At 59.4% G+C, this 18,332-nt stretch carries 16 protein-coding genes; 3 read left to right on the top strand and 13 right to left on the bottom strand.

What is annotated here, in order from left to right; all coding sequences use genetic code 11:
• The first annotated feature begins 102 nt into the window (after window positions 1-102).
• From hrpA to ACK4FZ_RS12180, 3 genes are all read left to right on the top strand, one after another.
• Window positions 103-4,053 carry an ATP-dependent RNA helicase HrpA gene (gene hrpA, locus ACK4FZ_RS12190; protein ID WP_409821280.1) on the top strand — a complete coding sequence of 1,317 codons (3,951 nt, stop codon included), beginning with the start codon at window positions 103-105 and terminating at the stop codon, window positions 4,051-4,053.
• A gap of 146 nt (window positions 4,054-4,199) precedes the next feature.
• Window positions 4,200-5,354: an HD-GYP domain-containing protein gene (locus ACK4FZ_RS12185; protein WP_409821278.1), complete on the top strand. Its 1,155-nt coding sequence runs from the start codon at window positions 4,200-4,202 to the stop codon at window positions 5,352-5,354.
• 54 nt (window positions 5,355-5,408) lie between these two features.
• Window positions 5,409-6,575, top strand: a complete 1,167-nt coding sequence (locus tag ACK4FZ_RS12180; RefSeq protein ID WP_409821276.1) for an HD-GYP domain-containing protein — start codon at window positions 5,409-5,411, stop codon at window positions 6,573-6,575.
• A gap of 78 nt (window positions 6,576-6,653) precedes the next feature.
• On the opposite strand, the gene ACK4FZ_RS12175 is transcribed toward ACK4FZ_RS12180, so the two are convergent.
• The 13 genes from ACK4FZ_RS12175 to ACK4FZ_RS12115 all read right to left on the bottom strand — a co-directional run bounded on the left by ACK4FZ_RS12175 (window position 6,654) and on the right by ACK4FZ_RS12115 (window position 18,235).
• Complete coding sequence (locus tag ACK4FZ_RS12175; protein ID WP_409821274.1) at window positions 6,654-7,385, bottom strand: pseudouridine synthase; 732 nt, start codon at window positions 7,383-7,385, stop codon at window positions 6,654-6,656.
• Between the two features lie 92 nt (window positions 7,386-7,477).
• A complete protein-coding gene (gene flgL, locus ACK4FZ_RS12170) occupies window positions 7,478-8,377 on the bottom strand; it encodes a flagellar hook-associated protein FlgL (protein ID WP_409821273.1) in 900 nt (299 codons plus the stop codon).
• A 15-nt stretch (window positions 8,378-8,392) separates the two neighbouring features.
• Window positions 8,393-10,270: a flagellar hook-associated protein FlgK gene (gene flgK / locus ACK4FZ_RS12165; protein WP_409821271.1), complete on the bottom strand. Its 1,878-nt coding sequence runs from the start codon at window positions 10,268-10,270 to the stop codon at window positions 8,393-8,395.
• Window positions 10,271-10,320: 50 nt separating this feature from the next.
• Window positions 10,321-11,235: a flagellar assembly peptidoglycan hydrolase FlgJ gene (gene flgJ, locus ACK4FZ_RS12160; RefSeq protein WP_409821269.1), complete on the bottom strand. Its 915-nt coding sequence runs from the start codon at window positions 11,233-11,235 to the stop codon at window positions 10,321-10,323.
• Between the two features lie 131 nt (window positions 11,236-11,366).
• Window positions 11,367-12,455 (bottom strand): flagellar basal body P-ring protein FlgI, encoded by a 1,089-nt coding sequence (locus ACK4FZ_RS12155; RefSeq protein ID WP_409821267.1) that lies wholly within the window; start codon window positions 12,453-12,455, stop codon window positions 11,367-11,369.
• Window positions 12,456-12,476: 21 nt separating this feature from the next.
• Window positions 12,477-13,073, bottom strand: coding sequence for a flagellar basal body L-ring protein FlgH (locus ACK4FZ_RS12150; protein WP_409821265.1), 597 nt, complete (start codon window positions 13,071-13,073; stop codon window positions 12,477-12,479).
• 122 nt (window positions 13,074-13,195) lie between these two features.
• The gene (gene flgG / locus ACK4FZ_RS12145) at window positions 13,196-13,975 is read right to left on the bottom strand and encodes a flagellar basal-body rod protein FlgG (RefSeq protein WP_409821262.1); all 780 of its coding nucleotides are present in this window, start codon (window positions 13,973-13,975) and stop codon (window positions 13,196-13,198) included.
• Between the two features lie 30 nt (window positions 13,976-14,005).
• A complete protein-coding gene (locus ACK4FZ_RS12140; protein WP_409821259.1) occupies window positions 14,006-14,740 on the bottom strand; it encodes a flagellar basal body rod protein FlgF in 735 nt (244 codons plus the stop codon).
• 20 nt (window positions 14,741-14,760) lie between these two features.
• Entirely contained in the window at window positions 14,761-16,041 is a 1,281-nt protein-coding gene (gene flgE, locus ACK4FZ_RS12135; RefSeq protein ID WP_409821256.1) for a flagellar hook protein FlgE, read from the bottom strand.
• A 28-nt stretch (window positions 16,042-16,069) separates the two neighbouring features.
• Window positions 16,070-16,747, bottom strand: coding sequence for a flagellar hook assembly protein FlgD (locus ACK4FZ_RS12130; protein WP_409821254.1), 678 nt, complete (start codon window positions 16,745-16,747; stop codon window positions 16,070-16,072).
• A gap of 15 nt (window positions 16,748-16,762) precedes the next feature.
• Complete coding sequence (gene flgC / locus ACK4FZ_RS12125; protein WP_409821252.1) at window positions 16,763-17,173, bottom strand: flagellar basal body rod protein FlgC; 411 nt, start codon at window positions 17,171-17,173, stop codon at window positions 16,763-16,765.
• 2 nt (window positions 17,174-17,175) lie between these two features.
• On the bottom strand, window positions 17,176-17,586 hold the full coding sequence (flgB, locus tag ACK4FZ_RS12120) for a flagellar basal body rod protein FlgB (protein WP_409821249.1): 411 nt from the start codon (window positions 17,584-17,586) through the stop codon (window positions 17,176-17,178).
• A 229-nt stretch (window positions 17,587-17,815) separates the two neighbouring features.
• Complete coding sequence (locus ACK4FZ_RS12115; protein WP_409821246.1) at window positions 17,816-18,235, bottom strand: OsmC family protein; 420 nt, start codon at window positions 18,233-18,235, stop codon at window positions 17,816-17,818.
• Window positions 18,236-18,332: the final 97 nt, after the last annotated feature.

The raw sequence follows: 18,332 nt of genomic DNA, 5'->3' as shown, positions 1-18,332 counted from the left end.
GTCCGGCTGCCGTCACCCGCCCAGCCCGCCCTTGTGGCGGGCTTTGCCTTGCCTGCGCTCTGTTATACTGCCGCCTTGTCGAATTTCTGCTCTTTACCGCGCATGACCACCCCCGCCCTGTCCGACCTGAAAGCCGCGCTGGCCACCTGCCTGCTGCGCGACCGCCACGCCCTCAAACGCAAGCTGCAAGATGCCGAGCAACGCCTGCGCAAGCAGCAACCGGCCGACAAGCTGCTGGCCGACATCGCCGCGCAGATTGCGCGCTCTGCCAGCCGCGCCGCCGTGCGTGCCGAACACCTGCCGCGGCCAACGTTTGACGAGGCACTGCCGGTCAACCAGAAGCTGGACGACATCAAGGCCGCCATTGCGGCCAACCAGGTGGTGATCATCTGCGGCGAAACCGGCTCCGGCAAAACCACGCAGCTGCCCAAAATCTGCCTGGAGCTGGGCCGCGGCGTGTACGGCCTGATCGGCCACACCCAGCCGCGCAGGTTGGCCGCACGTTCGGTGGCCACCCGCATCGCGCAGGAGCTGGGCAGCGAGCTGGGCACCCACGTCGGTTTCAAGGTGCGCTTCAACGACAAGCAGTCGGAACGCAACGTCATCAAGCTGATGACAGACGGCATCCTGCTGGCAGAAACCCAGACCGACCGCTTTCTTACCGCCTACGACACCATCATCATCGACGAGGCGCACGAGCGCAGCCTCAACATCGACTTCCTGCTGGGCTACCTGAAGCAGCTGCTGCCGCGCCGCCCCGACCTGAAAGTGATCATCACCTCGGCCACCATCGACGCCGACCGCTTTGCCCGCCACTTCGGCAACGCGCCGGTGATCGAGGTATCGGGCCGTACCTACCCGGTGGAAGTGCGTTACCGCCCGCTGAAGCAGCGCGACGAAGACGAGCGCGAGATGGAGATGGAAGACGCCATCGTCGAGGCGGTGGACGAAATCTCGCGCCACGGCGCCGGCGACATCCTGGTGTTCCTGCCCGGCGAACGCGAAATCCGCGACACGGCCGACAAGCTGCGCCGCAGCGGCATCCGCCATTACGAGATCCTGCCGCTGTTTGCCCGCCTGTCCAACGAAGACCAGCAGAAAATCTTCAAGCCGTCCGGCGGCCGCCGCATCGTGCTGGCCACCAACGTGGCGGAAACCTCGTTGACCGTGCCCGGCATCAAGTACGTGATCGACACCGGCCTGGCGCGCATCAAGCGCTACAGCCCGCGCGCCAAGGTGGAACAGCTGCTGGTAGAGAAAATTTCGCAGGCGGCGGCACGCCAGCGGGCCGGCCGTTGTGGCCGGGTGGAGGCCGGCGTGTGCGTCCGCCTGTACGACGAGGCCGATTTCAACGCCCGCAGCCCGTTTACCGACCCCGAAATCGTGCGCAGCAGCCTGGCCGCCGTCATCCTGCGCATGGCAGCGTTGCAGCTGGGCGACGTTGACCAGTTCCCGTTCATCGAACCGCCATCCTCACGCCTGATCGCCGACGGCTACCAGGTACTGCAGGAGCTGGGCGCGGTCAACGAACAGAAACAGCTGACCGCCGTCGGCAAGGAGCTGGCGCGCATTCCGGTCGACCCCAAGGTTGGCCGCATGCTGCTGGCCGGCCGCGACTTTGCCTGCGTGCGCGAGGTGCTGATCATCGCCGCCGGCCTGTCGATCCAGGACCCGCGCGAGCGGCCATTTGAAGCACGCGAAGCCGCCGACCGCGCTCACGCCCGCTTCAACGATGAAAAATCGGACTTCCTGGCCTACCTGCACCTGTGGGACTTCTTCAGCGCCGCGCTGGCAGACAAACAAAGCAACCGCCAGCTGGTGAATACCTGCCACCAGCACTTCCTGTCGCACCTGCGCCTGCGCGAGTGGCGCGAGCTGCACGCGCAGCTGGTAGACATCGCCGCCGACCTGGGCCTGATCGACAAAGACAAAGCCTACGCGCCGCCGGCGACGCCGAGCAACCCGGAGACCAGCGCCAAGAAACGCAGCCAGGCCGAAGCCGTGGCGTACGAAAACCTGCACAAGGCGCTGCTGACCGGCCTGATCGGCAACGTGGGCATGAAGTCGCAGGAGAGCGACGACTACACCGGCGCCCGTGGCAGCAATTTCCTGGCGTTCCCCGGCACCGGCCTGAAAAAGTCGCGCCCCAAATGGATTGTGGTGGCCGAGCTGGTAGAAACCAGCAAGCTGTACGGCCGCTGCGTGGCCAAGATCGAGCCGGAATGGGTGGAGGCCGTGGCGCCGCACCTGGTGAAGCTGCATCACTACGAGCCACACTGGGAAAAAGCGCGCGGCGAGGTGGTGGCCAGCGAGCGGGTCACCCTGTTCGGTCTGACGCTGATTGCGCGCCGGCCGGTCAGCTACGGCCGCATCGCACCGGAAGAAGCCCGCGAGCTGTTCATCCGTGGCGCGCTGGTGGCGATGGAATACGTCAGCAACGCCCCGTTCTTCCAGCGCAACCAGCAGCTGATCCGCGAGGTGGAGCAGCTGGAACACAAGGCGCGCCGCCAGGACGTGCTAGTAGACGAGGAAGCCTTGTTTGCGTTCTACGCCGAACGCATCGGCAGCGAGGTAGTGGACGCCGCCAGCTTCGAGGTATGGCGCAAAACCGCCGAGCAGGCCAACCCCAAGGTGCTGTTCCTCACCCGCGACGAGCTGATGCGCCACGCCGCCGAGCACGTGTCGGAAAACCAGTTTCCGGAATGGCGCGAACTGGCAGAAAGCCGCTGCCGCCTGCGCTACCGCTTTGAACCCAACCACCCGCTGGACGGCGTCACCATCGACCTGCCGCTGGCGGTACTGAACACGCTGCAACCGGCCGAGTTCGAATGGCTGGTACCGGGTATGATCCGCGACAAGCTGCAGGCCATGATCAAGGGCCTGCCCAAGCAGATCCGCCGCAGCTGCGTGCCGGTGCCCGATTTTGTGACCAAGTTCCTGCTGACCGAGCCGGACACCAGCAAGCCGATTGCGCCGCAGCTGGCGCACTACATCCTGCGCCACACCGGCGGCGTAAAGGTGGACCCGCTGGAATTCGACACCATGGCGCTGCCGCCGCACCTGCTGTTCAACTTCCGCATTGTGGACGACGGCAAACAGGAAATCGGCATGGGCCGCGACCTCTTGGCGCTGCAAAAGCAGTTTGGCCAGGCCGCACAGCTGACCTTCCGCGACACCAGCGCCGAGTTCGAGCGTGACCACGTCGAGGCGTGGGACTTTGGCGAGCTGCCGCAGGCGATCCAGTTTGCCCGCGGCCGCCAGCAGCTCACCGGCTTTCCGGCGCTGACCATCGAAACCGACGCCAAGGGCGAACACGTGGCCATCCGCCTGTTCGATACCGAGGTTGTGGCCAACCATGCCCACCGCCAGGGGGTGATCCGCCTGCTGCAGTACCAGCTGAAAGAGCACATGAAGCAGCTGAACAAGGGCCTGCCGGGCATGACACAGCTGGGTCTGCAACTGCGCAATGTGTGTAATGTGGACGAGCTGCTGCAAGACGCCATCGCGGCTATCTGCGACCGCGCCTTCATCGGCGAGGACGAGCTGCCGCGTACCGAGAAAGCGTTCAACGACCAGAAAGCCCGCGCCCGTACCCGCCTGCCGGCGGTGACCCAGGCGGTGACCGGCTACCTGAACCAGGTGGCAGGCGAGTACGGCCCACTGAGTACCAAGCTGCAAAAGCACAAGCTGGGCTACGAACTGAAGCAGCAGCTGGAGCGCCTGGTACACAAGGGCTTCCTGCAAGCCACACCGTGGAGCCAGTTGCCGCACCTGCCGCGCTACATGAAAGCGATGAGTCTGCGCATGGACAAACAACCAACCAACGCGCAGCGTGACGGCCAGCGCGGCGCCGAAATCCGCGAGCTGTGGGCGCGCTGGGAAGCGCGCATGGCCGAAGAAGCAGAACGCGGCCAACCTTCGCCGCAGCTGCAGGCCTTCCGCTGGCACATCGAAGAACTACGCGTCAGCCTGTTTGCGCAAGAACTGAAAACACCGTACCCGGTATCGGTAAAACGGCTACAGAAATTATGGGACGAGCTGCCACGCGGCTGATACCGCCAAACAAGATGATGATGGCAGGCTGTTGCGTGGCGTGACTTTTGCAGCAGCAACCGCTGCCCCGGCGTCACGCAAGGTGACTGGCCCGCCATTTGCATCGATAATCAGACTCGCCGATCAACGCCCTCGAACCCAAGCATATGGACAAGCAGGAAAAGCCGCAGCAACTAAACCAGGTCGTGAAGGTAGGCGAAGCTTTGCCCGCCGATGTGTACGCGGCCAATGGCCTGCTGCTGTTACGCAAGGGCCACTATGTACTGAACGAAAAACAGCGTGAACGCCTGGTGGCGCTAGGCATGACCCACCCGGCCAATGCACTGCCACCGGTAGAAAGCGACCTCACCCGTATAGGCGAGTTCAGCCCGTTTGAAGAAATCCAGTACGCTGCGCGCCACCTTGATTACCTGCTGGGCGCCGGTTTATCGGCCAAAGGCTTCGAGCAGCGAGTACGCGCGCTGGCCAACCGCCTGATTGCATTTACCGAAAAAGCCCCCGACGGCATGCTGGCGTCGCTGTTGCTGGTGCCGCTGGCCAAATACTCGTCGGCACACAGCATCCACGTTGGCATCATCCTGGCAGTGCTCACGCGCCGGCTGGAACTGGAAGCGCCAGCACGTAACAGCCTGATTGCCGCCGCGCTGACCATGAACCTGTCGATTGCGGCGCTGATGGACGAGCTGCATCACCAGAGCAGCCCGCTGAGCAACGAGCAGCGCAGCTTGATTGAAGGCCATCCGCTACTGTCATCCGCCATGCTGCGCGAGCTCGGCATTGAAGATGAATTGTGGCATTTGCTGGTACAAACTCATCACGAAAAATGGGATGGCAAGGGGTATCCTTACCGTCTGGACAAGGAAAACATCGAGTCGCTATCGCACCTGTTGCACCTGGCCGATGTCACTGCCGCCAAACTGGTGCCGCGCACCTACCGTTCTGCCATGAAACCCAATCAGGCACTGGCACAGATCTTCATGGAAGCCAATGCGCTGTTCGATTTCCGCTTTACCTCGCTACTGGTAAAAGAACTGGGCATCTACCCACCGGGTAGCTTTGTGCAACTGGCCAATCAGGAGATGGGTGTGGTACTGAGCCGGCGCGAACGCGCCGATGAGCCTTGTGTGGCAGTGTTACGACGCAACGATGGTGCACCGTACAACAAACCGCAGCTGCGTGAGGCCAGCCTTAGCGAATATCGCATCACACAAGCCATTGATCAGAAACAGATCGGCATTCGGCCGCAGTACCTGGCGGGCTTGTGGGCTCGGCATCGTTCTGGAAGCACTACCTATCGATAACCCGTTAAGCGGAATATACTATGATGGAATATCCGCCCGTAACATCGTAACGCCATGAGTGACAAAGCCAAACTTTCAGCCGACATGATCATGGTGGGCAAACAGCTGCCGGTGGATGTATACCATCGCAGCGGCATGCTGCTGGTAAAACAAGGTCACTACGTGCTCACCCCGGAACAGAAACAGAAACTGCTAGAGCACGGGCAACTGGAAAACAGCGCCAAAGCCGCACTGGTAGAAAAAGAACTGCGCGAGCGCCGCGAGCGCCAGGAACAAGAGCGGCGCCAAGCTGAAAACCAGATCATCAATCCGCTGATCGAGCTGGATCAGCTGGCACACAAGGTGGGCAGCCTGCTCAACCGCTACTTCCAGGCACCCCACTTCAGTCACGACGTACATCTGGTCGTCAACAAGCTGCTGCTGCTGGCCGACAAACAGCCGGATGGCCTGATTGCTGCCTGTCTGCTGGTACCGTTTACGGATTACGGCAGCATGCACAGCCTGCACACTGCAGCCATGCTGGCCATTCTGGGTCGCCGCCTCAACCTGCCACAAAAAGAAATGCAGGTACTGCTGTCAGCTGCCCTGACCATGAACATCGCCGCCACCAAGCTGCACACCGATCTCACCAAACAAGACTCGCCGCTGGACGCCAGCCAAAAAGCCGACATGTACGCGCACCCCCTGCTATCGTCCGCCATTCTGCGCGACCTGGGCGTGGACGACGACCGCTGGCACTTGCTGGTACAACAGCACCACGAGGAGTGGAACGGCTCCGGCTACCCGTACGGTTTGAAGAAAGAAGAAATCGACCCCGGCGCCCACCTGATCCGGCTGACCGATGTGCTGACCTCGCTGCTGGTTACCCAGGCGCACCGCGCTGGCCGCTTGCCCTCCATTGCGCTGGGACGCATGTTCAAGGGCGAGTTCAGCGAATTCGACCCGCGCTTCATTGCCCTGCTGATCAAGGAGCTGGGCATTTATCCGCCCGGCAGTTTTGTGCGCTTGGCCAACCGCGAAATCGCGGTAGTGACCCATCGCCCTGGTGACGCCAACACAAAACACCCGCGCGTGGCCGCCTTGCGCTCGGCTAATGGTGAAATGTACGGCGAGCCGTTACCACGCAATACCCGCACCGCCGAACACGCCATTGCCGAACCGATCTCGCTGAAAGAAGCCGGGGTAAGGCCGGCATTCCTGATCAAGATCTGGAATACCTAGCCCCCTGCTTGGCCAAGCCAAAACAAAACCCTGCTTGTTTGTAAGCAGGGTTTTGTGTTTAACAGCTTGGCCGCAGCGTCAGGAAAACTGTTCGTCACTGGACAGATAACGCCACTGGCCAGTGGGCAGATCACCCAGCATGATGTTGCCGATGCGGATGCGCTTGAGGCCAACCACGCGCAAGCCCACCAGCTCGCACATGCGGCGGATCTGACGCTTTTTGCCCTCTTTGAGGATGAAACGCAGCTGATCTTCGTTCTGCCACCAGACCTTGGCCGGTAGCAAGGCCTCGCCATCCAGTGACAGGCCATGGTTGAGCAGCTTCAAGCCTTCTGGCGACAAACTGCCATCCACCCGCACCAGATACTCTTTCTCTACGTCGGAACGCTCGCCGATGATCTCTTTCGCTACCCGGCCATCTTGCGTCAGTACCAACAGGCCGACGGAATCAATATCAAGACGACCCGCTGGGGCCAGGCCTTTCATGTGGTCACGCGAGAAGCGCACGCCGGATTTGTCGTCGCGCCAGTGGTTGTCGGGCGTAATCAGTGCGGCAGCCGGCAGGTAGCCTTTTTCGGCTTGCCCAGACACATAGCCCATCGGCTTGTTGATCAGAATGGTGACACGCTGCGCCTGCGCCTGCCCCAGGCGCTTGTCCAACTCGATCTTGTCATCGGGGGTGACTTTTTGCCCCAGCACGGCCACCTGGCCGTTGACACGGACCCAGCCCTGCTCGATATAGCTATCCGCCTCGCGGCGGGAACACAGCTTCATCTCGGCCATGCGTTTGGACAAGCGTACGGGTTCCATGACAACTCCAGAAAGTGGCGGGAAAACAAAGCGCCCCACCGGTAAACGAGGGGCGCTATTGTACGGCAGCCAAGGTTGGCCGCAAAGCGGAATCAGATGTAGTTGAACAGTGACAACTGGCCGATCTGGGCATAGGTTTTCTGGCTGGTCTGCAGCGCAGTCATGGCCAGCTGGAAGTCGGAGGTAGCCTTGGCAAAATCCAGATCTACCAGATTGCTCATCTGACTGGCGTATTGCACGGCCATGCTTTCCCCCAGGTTTTGCAACGCATCGATTTCCTGCTGACGGCCGCCTACGCTGGCCTGCGCAGCCAGCAAACTGCCCAGGCCACGATCCAGCCCGCCCATGGCGGCGCTGAGGTCCTGAGTATAGGTAGGCGAGCCGGACGGCCCCAGCGACAGGGCACTATCCAGCGCCGCCAGACTATTCCACAGGTCAGGGGTGAACACGTCATTACCCACTTCGGTCAGTGACAGCTGGCGTCCGGAAGCGATCTGGACGTCCTGCCGCTGCTGGTTACCCTGATAGGTGGCAGTGGCCGGGCCGCTTTGCTGGAAGGGCACGGCATCCTTGCGGGTACCACCAAAAATGTAGTTGCCGGCGCCATCCGAGGTATTGCCCAGACCGATCAGCTCTTTCACCCGCTCGCGCATCTCGTTCTGGATGGCGCGGCGGTTATCATCACTTAGCGCGCCGTTGCCAGCCTGGATTGCCAGCGACTTGATGCTGGAAATGGTGGTCGATGCGCTTTGTAATGCGGTGTCAGTGATAGCCAGCTGCGATGAAGCCATCTTGGCGCTTTTTACCTGCTGCTCGTTCATCGACTGCGTCTGTGCAACGGACACAGCCAGCGTGGCCGCTACCGGGTCGTCCGATGGCCGCACTACACGCCGCAAGGTGGAAAGTTGCTCTTGCAGATGATTGAGCTGGGCCTGCTTGGTTTGCAGCCCATAAGTGCCCAGCATGTACTGTGAGTTGCTACTTACACGCATGATTCATCTCCCTGATCAACGCAGTTCCAGCAGGTTCTTGAACATATCCTGCGCCACCTGGATAACCCGGCTGGACGCCTGGTAGGCCTGTTGGTAGCGGATAAGGTTGGCCGCTTCTTCATCCAGATTGACACCGGAAATCTCCTCCCGGTTCAACATCACCTGCTGCTGCGATGCCTGCTGCGCCGTTAGCGCCACATCGGACACATTGGCACGGTTACCGATGTAGCTGACCATCTGGCCGTAGAAAGCCTGCAAGTTGGTAGTGGCACTACCCGTCAGCGGCGGTATCAGATTGCTGCTGGCGGTGGGGGTTGGCCGCAGCAGCGGCTTGGTTTGCAGCTTGCCCATTTCCAGCATGTTGGCGTTATTCTGCGCTGCCAGGGTACCTGGCGTACGTTGGCCCAAGGTGATGTTCTGCACCGTGGTGGACGAGCCCTCTGGCTTGAAGGAGATATTGACCTTGTCGTTACCACTTTGCACAGTGAACTCGTAAACGCCGGACTGTGTTGTCGACAGTTTAACCGCCGTGACAGAGAGACCTGCAGGCACCGGACTGATCGAGTATGGCATCGACGCGCTGGGGTCGTAACGCAGGTTGAGGCTGGATACTGCCGGAGTCGCCTGCCCCAGTACCTCGCCCAGCGTCTTGTTGGTATCCAGCGCCGGCGTGGCTGACTGGTGCATATTGGCCACCTGCCAGATCGAGGCAATGCTGGGTTTACCCGCTACCGGATCGCCAACATGAGTAGCTTGCAAGCCGGACGACGCAGCGATCTTGGAGGGCTCTGACAAAGCAACGCCGAATTTATCCAGCGCCTGACGCATGAAAAATGCCTGCCGGTCCGGGCTGATGCCGGTAGCCTCGGCCGCGGTACGCTCAGCGGTCAGGTCGTTGAAAAACAAGGCATCTGTCGCCGGCAAACCATCCAGATCGTAACCTAGCGCGTGCTGGCGGTTAAAGGCGTCGGACAGTTCAACTGCCATGCGACCAAGATCGGTCTGGATACGGCGCACATCGGTGCCCAATACCTGCATGATGCCTTCCAGCTTGCCGCCACCCATACGGCTGGGGTCGATGGTAATGGTGCCGCTGACATTGGGAATGCTAATGCCGACCGATACGGCGTCCGGGTCGTCCGGATTAACGCGTTCCATCACCATCTTGCCAGCTTGATCGCCCAATACCAGCGCCTGGCCCTGACCGATAAAAATGCTGTAGCTGCCATCATCCTGCACTACCACATCGGTCTTGACCAGTTCGTTGAGTTTCTGCACCAGCACATCGCGACGGTCGAGCAGATCATTGGGCAAGCGGCCATTGCCCTGCTGCAGGGTGGCGATCTGCCGGTTAATGCTGGCGATCTCGCCAGAGAAAGCATTGATGCTTTCCACGCTGGAGTTGACCTGAATCGCCATGCCCTGGCGCAGCTCTTCCACTCGCCCGCCAATGGCGGCAAAACGGCCTGCCAGTGCCTGCGCCTGGCTGAGTACCGACTGCCGCGCGGCGGTAGAAGATGGTTGCGAGTTAAGCGTCTGGATACTACTGAAGAAGCCCTGCAGCACCGAAGAAATACCTGCGGTAGAGTCGGCCATCAGGTTGTCCAGATCCTGCAGGTATTGCGTCTGGGCATCCAGCGAGGCTACCTTGGCATTGACATCGCGCAGCTGCTTTTCGGTGAACTGGTCATACACACGGTTCACGCCGGTCAGATTTACCCCGGTACCCACAAAGCCATACCCCTCGAACAGCGGGTCGCTGGCTTTTTGGGTAGTGGACTGTCGGGTGTAGCCCTGGGTATTCACGTTACCGATGTTGTGGCTGGTAGTTTCCAGCGCTGCCTTGGCTGAATTGAGGCCGGTAACGGCAATACCGAAAATGCTGCCGCTCATATCAACTCTCCTTAATACTGTTTATCGACACGGTAGCCAATTACTGAAGCTCAGCTATTGCTTACCGTGCGAATCACTGCCTGCAGTTTTTGCGCATAAGCAGGATCGGTAGCGTAACCGCCACGCTGCAAGGCAGTGGCAAATGCGGCAGCGTTCTGCCCTTGGTTCAAGGCCTGCTGATAACGCGGGCTATCGGCCAGCAGACGTGCATAATCGTCAAACGCCGCCTGCAGCGAGGGGTAGGCACGGAAGCTGTCTACCTGCTTCTGTGCCACGCCACCTTCGTACTCGGTAGTCAGCGTGGCGACAACATCACCCTTCCAGCTTGGCGTGGCCTTGATACCGAACAGGTTGTAACTGTGACGACCATCAGGGTGACGGATAGCTCGCTGCCCCCAGCCCGACTCCAGTGCAGCGTGGCCCACCAGCACTTCGGGCGCCACACCCAGCCTGGCCGCCGCCGGGCGGGCGTGCGGCAGCAGTGCTTCCACAAAGGCCTGCTTGCCGGCAGGCAGCTCGTCTTTGCCGCTCGTGGTGGCAATATTTGCCTGCGGCGCCATCGCGGCGTAGCTATCTACCGCCTTGCGTACCGAGGCGGGTAACGGCGGCATGGGGGCAGCTGCGGCCAACTCGGCGGCAGACTCAGCATCTTGCTGCTGCGGCATGGCTTTCAGCAGGTACTTGGACAACGACTCGGCCAGACCGAAACCGCCGGCATTGACCATGGTCTGTACTACCTGCTGGTCGTACATGCCGCGGTAGGTATCCATCTCCTGGCTGGCATCTTCGTCATCTAACGAAGAGGCCCGCATCGATGACATCAGCTGACTCATCAACAAAGCCTCGAACTGTCCGGCCACCTGCTTCACTGCCGCCTGCGGATCTTTACGAGCCAACTCGCTCAACGAGCGGGTAGCTTCCGGGTCCATCACCAGGCGGTTAGCAGTAGCAGCAGGGTTGATCATGGCGGCAATTCCTTGTGGTCACGCGCTAACACAGCAAAATCCGGGCCAAGCACGCCACAACAAAAAAAAGGGCGATACCGACGGTATCGCCCACCAAAACTCCATAATAACGGAGTGCCTATCAACTTGTGTCAAATCACCTGCAGGTCAGCCTTCAGTGCACCTGATGACTTCATGGCCTGCAAGATTGAAACCAGATCCTGCGGGGTTGCACCCACCGAGTTGAGTGCATTCACCACCTGCGACAACGAGGCGCTGCCGGGGAGGTTAAGTACTTTGCCGTTATCGGCCTTGATCGAAATGTCGGCCTGATTAGTGACGGTAGTCTGCCCGCCACTCAGTGCCGGCGGTTGGCTAACGTTGCTGTTGCCACTCACTGTCACCGAAAGGTTGCCGTGGGCAATGGCACACGGCTCCAGCTTGACCGCACGATTCATGACGATCGACCCGGTACGGGCATTGATGATGACCAGTGGGGCAACTTCTGCCGGCTCGACGGCAATATTTTCCAGCTGCGACAAAAACTGTATCCGCGCATTACTGTCTTGCGGTGCGCGTACCTCAATGGTACCCCCATCAAGCGCCCTGGCAGATCCGGCACCAAACTGCTTGTTAATGGCCTGCACCATGCGATTAGCGGTGGTGAAGTTAGACTCTTGCAGATTCAGCGATATCACCTCGCTATTGGCAAAACCGTTTGCCACTTCGCGCTCTACCGTACCACCACCAGGGATGCGGCCAACACTGAGGTGATTTACCTGCGCTTTGCTGCCACCTGCCGACGCACCCGCACCACCTACCACTACATTACCTTGCGCCAAGGCATAAATCATGCCATCAGCACCTTTCAGCGGCGACATCAACAAGGTGCCGCCTTTAAGGCTTTTGGCATCGCCAATCGACGATACCGTGATGTCCATCGGCTGGCCGCGACGGGCAAACGGCGGCATGGTTGCCGTCAGCGTTACCGCAGCCACGTTTTTCGGGTCCAGCTTGGTTCCCACTGGCACCTGCACACCCAGCTGGTTCAGCATGCTGGCCAGCGACTGACTGGTAAACGGCGACGATCCGGCCTTGTCACCACTACCATCCAGACCCACGACCAAGCCATAGCCCAGCAAGGGGTTGGAGCGCACACCCGCTACCGATGCCAGCTCTTTTACGCGCTGGGCTGCGGTAGCCGGTACAGCCAGCAGGCAGAAGCTCAGCAACAGACACATGCGTTTCATCATCATGCCCGCCTAAAACGGCAACACCGACAGAAACACCTTCTGCAACCAGCCGGTGTCATTGTAAAGACGGCTACGGCCATCGTTGAGCTGCTCGATGCGCGCATCGGCAACCCGGGTAGATTCGACGGTATTGCCTTGCTTGATGTCCCGCGGGTTTACCACACCGGACAAACGCACAAACTCATGCTCGCCATTGATCTTGATCTGTTTTTCGCCGCTAACCAGCAAATTGCCGTTCGGATACACATCGATGACAGTTACCGTGATCGATGCATTGAACGAGCTGGTATTGTTGCTGCTGCTTTTGCCCTGCTCGCTGGCGGTGCCGGAACCACTCAGGCTCGTACCTGCCAGCTTTTTCTCAATTGCCCCCGGAAAGAACGGCAAGGCCAGACTGCCGGCAATGCTGCCATTAATCGATGAATTACGCTGCCCGGAGGAGTCTTCCTTGTTGGAAGACGAGGTACGCTCATTGATCTGCACCATCAGAAGATCGCCTACCCGTACCGGGGTCTGATCTTCGAAAAACGGCTTGTAATTGCTGACCTGGAAGATGGAACCATCTGACGGCATGGCCATCGGCACCGGCTGCGGGCGTACAGACATCGGCTGATGCGTAATAGGCGCAGACTGCGTACTGCAACCAGCCATGGCCGCTACTAGCAGCAACAAGCCTACGATTTGCCTGGATTTATCCATGATGCTCTCCCGAAACCTGCGCCAGACGATTAAAGCTGCGTCAGACGCTGCAGCATCTCGTCGGAAGTCTTGATGGCGCGCGAGTTCATCTCATAGGCGCGCTGGGCCTGAATCATGCCCACCAGTTCTTCCGCCACGTTTACGTTCGACTCTTCCAGATACCCGGACTTGATCTTGCCAAAACCTAGCAAGCCACCGGTTCCCACCACCGGCGCACCTGAAGACGCCGTTTCGCGGTACAGATTGCCACCCAGTGCATCCAGACCTGCCGGGTTGATGAAATCCACCAGCTCCAGCTGCCCTACCTGAGTTCGTTCGGCAGCACCAGGGGCCAGGTAAGACACCACACCATCTTCGGCAACCTGATAAGCGGTACCATCCGGCACGGTAATCTCCGGCTGTATCGGGTAGCCCTCTGCCGTTTCCAGGCGCCCGGTAGCGCCACGCTGGAACTGGCCATTGCGGGTGTAGGCAGTCAGACCATCCGGCGTCAATACCTGGAAGAAGCCCCGACCATTGACTGCCAAGTCAAACACATTACCAGTAGTCGCCAAACCACCCTCGGTGTGAATACGCGCGGTTGCTGCCGGTGCTGCACCCAGGCCAACGGTCAGGCCGGTAGGGAGTGTTTCGCCGGTTTGCAGGCGGGAGCCGGGCGTGCGCAGCGTCTGGTACATCAGATCTTCAAATACTGCGGCGCTGCGCTTGAAGCCTTTGGTACCCACGTTGGCCAGGTTATTGGAGATGACGTCCAACCGGAACTGGCTGGACTCCATACCCGACTTGGCGGTGTAAAGCGAACGCATCATGATGAATTATCTACCCGGTATCCGTTTTCGTTAGGTCGGCGCCAGAATCTGGGTGGCCGACTTGGCATTCTGTTCTGCCGTCTGCATCAGTTTCACATTCAGGTCGTAGTGCTTGGCATGACTGATCATCTGCACCAGGCTGTCGACGGCATTGACATTACTGCCCTCCAAGTAACCCGCGCGCACCCTTACGGTAGCATCCACTTCGGCTTCCTCGCCGCTATTCAGGCGAAACAGGCCATCTTCACCTTTGTAGACTTCACCCTGCGCCGGATTGACCAGCTTGAGTTTGCCGATTTCCTGCGGCGCACCGCCATTGGCAGGAATGGCAAACAGCGTGCCGTCTTGCCGTAAGTCCGGCTGGCTACCTTCCGGCATTTGCAACTGACCACCCTCTCCAGCAATTACCATGCCAGTTCTGGTACGCAGAATTCCGGTCGAATCCAGCAAAAAACCGCCATCTCGGGTGTAGGCTTCGCCACCATCCGGCAATTCGACGGCAAAAAAACCCGGACCGGCAATGGCAAAGTCGAAATTATTGCCGGTGACCTGCAGCGGGCCTTGCGACAGGTCGTGACCAACGGTGTTATCCACCTGGTAGACACGGGTAGGCGCGCCATCGCCCACGACAGGCAGCGAACGAAAGGCATTCAGCTCGGCCTTGAAGCCGTTGGTATGCACATTGGCAAGATTGTTGGCAGTGGTGGCCTGCTGCAGTTCTACATGCTTGGCACCGGTCATTGCCAGATACAGCATCTTGTCCATATCACGCTACCCGTTAGTCATTAACGCAGGTTGAGCAGGGTCTGCAGGATGGCATCCTGCGTCTTGATGGTCTGCGCATTGGCCTGGTAGAAGCGCTGCGCAACAATCATGTTGATCAGTTCGGCCGTGGTATCGGCGTTGGACTCTTCAATCGCTGACGATTGCAACTTGCCGAAACTGCCCTCGCCCGGGAAGCCCGGCTTGGCATCACCCGATGCAGCCGTGGCTGCCCAATTGTTCTCACCATTGGGCTGCAAGCCTTGGGCATTATCGAAAGTGTACAGACGGACACGACCAACGCTTTGCGCCTGGCCATTGGAGTACTTGGCAATGATATTGCCATCATCAGCCGTTTCCACACCAACCAGCTCGCCTTTCGGGTTACCGTCCACCCGAGCCCGAGCCACAGTAAAACTGCCGGAGTACTGCGTGGTACCCGCCAGGCTAACCACAATACCGGCGTCGTCCAGTTGATTGGGCTGACCAGGCACTGGCAGGTTGGCCGCAGCAGCACCACCCGGAATGGTAAAGGTGAACGGCGCAGTCAGCTTGCCATCCGAAGTAAACGAAACCGAACCCACGTTCTGGGTGGTATTATTATTAAGCTTGTAAGCTACGTTCCAGGTGTTGCTAACCGCCGGACCTGCCACCGCCTGACGCTGGAAGTACAGCGAAACGGTATGGGCACTACCCACTTTGTCGTACACCCGCATGCTGGTGGTGAAGTTGTAAGAAGTAGCATCGGTCGGGTTGATTGCCGGGGCCGGGGTTTTCAGCACATTCGGCGTCACCGTATAGTCGATCAGCGGCGACTTCTGGTCGGCATCCAGGTTGAACTGCCAGTCCAGCTCGGTAGAGGCCGTACCCGGCAAACCGGCACGGTCAATCTTCAATGGCGCATCGTCGCCGCCGCCGATGGGCTCACCCACCAGATAGTTGCCGTTGTTGACGAAGTAACCGTCTTTGTCCAGCTTGAACTGGCCATTACGGGTGTAATAGGTCGCAGTGGCGGTAGTGTCGCTCCACAGCTTGAAAAAGCCGGAACCGGAGATAGCCATGTCCAGCGGGTTTTTGGTGGCAGTGATATTGCCTTGCTGGAACTGCTGCGCCACCTTGATGGTTTGCGAACCGATACCGGACTCGGTATCGCTAACACCATACAAACTGGTTGCATACAGGTCGGAAAACTCGGCACGGGAGGACTTGAAACCAACAGTGCTGGCGTTGGCCACGTTGTTGCCGATGACGTCCAATTGTTTGGCTGCGGCGTTCAGACCACTCAAACCTTGCTGAAAACTCATGATGCTCTCCTAACTTTCACACCGCAGATTACAAAATCTGACTGATTTGGCTAACCGGCACACGCTGGCCGCTCGAAATCACAAACATCGGCACACCTTTTTCCCAAGCCACACTGGTCACTTTGCTGGGTGCCATCATGGTGGCCTGAACCGCAGTACCACCCGCCGAAGCCTCTACCTTGAAGGTATACTCACCATTGGGCAGCGTAGTGCCATCCGCACCCTTGCCATCCCAGTTGAAAACAAACTGGCCAGCTTTCTGCGCACCCATGTCGAAGGTATCCACTACCGCACCATTGCTGTTGGTCACAGTAACAATTGCCTTGTCTGCCGCTTTGGCAAACTCGATAGTACCCACCGCCTTGCCATCTGCCATGGACAGGGTGTTGCTGGGGCTCAGCACCTGGCGACCGATCAGCATGGTGGCAAGCAAGGATTGGCTGGCCGCCTGGCTCTCGGTCATCGCTTTGATCGAGGCGTTGACGCCCTCCAGACCGCTTACCGTGCTGATCTGCGCCATCTGGCTGGTCATCTGGCTGTTATCCATCGGGTTCATCGGGTCTTGCGCCCGCAGCTGGGTGGTCAGCAGGGTAAGGAAGCGGTTCTGAATCTCGGTTGCCGAGTTGCCGGTTGCCGTTGAGGCGGTCGACTGCGTCGGATTCAGCGTGCTGTAGTCAAAATTGGTAGAGGCGATACTGGTAGCCATGATTTACGCTCCTGCTCACTGCCCCATCTGCAGGGTTTTCTGCAGCAGGCTCTTGGCGGTATTCACGATTTCAACGTTGGTCTGGTAGGAACGCGACGCCGAGATCATGTCGGCCATTTCTTCTACCGGGTTGACGTTAGGCATGCGCACGTAACCTTTGTCATCCGCCAGCGGATGACCCGGCTCGTACTTCATGCGAAACGGCGAGGTATCTTCTGCCACGGCAGTCACACGCACACCAGCCACTGCCGGCGTAGCCGCGCTGACCGGCACCGCAGTAAACACGGCATGACGGGCACGGTAGGGTTCGCCGGTCGAAGACGCAGTGCTTTCGGCGTTGGCGATATTGCTGGCCACCAAGTTAAGGCGCATCGACTGGGCAGTTAACGCGGAACCCGCAATATTGAAGACATTGGACAGCGACATGATTACTGACCTCCCTTGATGGCATCCATCAGGCCGCTGATGCGGCGATTCAGAAATGTCAGCGTGGACTGGTATTTCAGCGCGTTATCGGCAAAGGCCGAGCGCTCCACGTCCATATCCACGGTATTGCCATCGAGACTGCGCTGCACCGCGCTGCGGTACTGCAAGCCACCCTCTTGCGGCACGCTGGCCGATGCCGCCATATGGCGCCCATCAGTACGGGCCAAACCCATGGCGTTAGCCTGCTGGGCATCGGTCTGGCTTTTCAGTGCCTTGCCGAAATCAAAGTCCACCGCCTTGTAGCCAGGGGTATCGGCGTTGGCGATATTGCTGGCAATGACTTCTGCCTTGGCGGCACGCAGGTTCAGCGAACGCTGGTAGAAGTCGAGGTGGTTAGCAATTTTGTTCAGCATGGCAGTCAATCTCGTTGATGCGCCTCTACAGCACAAAGCGTGCCAGCTTTTTTTTGCAAAAAAGGCTAAAGAAAGCCCAGCTGCAGCCGAATGGCAGCCCGCAACGCCGGCAAGCGGCAAAGACAGCGGCAAAACTTGCCGGCCAGCGGCCAACAGCCAGTGATCACGGCAAAAAAGCAAAACCCCGGCACCAGGCCGGGGTTATCGGGATGCGGACAACAACAAAAACTTACGCGTCGTCGCGAATCTCGAAGTCGTGGGTAATGTCCGCGGTCTTGCCCAGCATGATGGACGCCGAGCAGTACTTGTCGGCCGACAGGCTGATGGCGCGCGCCACGGTGTCTTCTTTCAGATCGCGGCCAACTACCACAAAGTGGAAGTGGATCTTGGTGAATACCTTCGGGTCGGTATCGGCACGCTCGGCTTCCATCTCCACCCAGCAATCGCGCACGTCCTGGCGCGATTTCTTCAGAATGGTGATCACGTCGTAGCTGGTGCAGCCGGCGGTGCCCAGCAACAGCAGCTCCATCGGACGCGGACCCAGATTACGCCCGCCACCTTCCGGCGCGCCGTCCATCACCACGGCGTGGCCGCTGCCGGTTTCGCCCATGAAACACACGCCGTCCACCCACTTCAGTCTTGCTTTCATGCCTATCTCCGAGGAATACAGACCCCAAGCCTAACATCGCCGATTTGGGCGGACAAAGAATCACCGGTAAAATGGAAAGATTGTTTAGTTTTGAAAC

The sequence above is a fragment of the Vogesella sp. genome, from assembly GCF_046297735.1.
Classification (GTDB): domain Bacteria; phylum Pseudomonadota; class Gammaproteobacteria; order Burkholderiales; family Chromobacteriaceae; genus Vogesella; species Vogesella urethralis.
The sequence above is the reverse complement of the archived record's forward strand: the minus strand, read 5'-3'. Positions and strand labels throughout refer to the sequence as shown.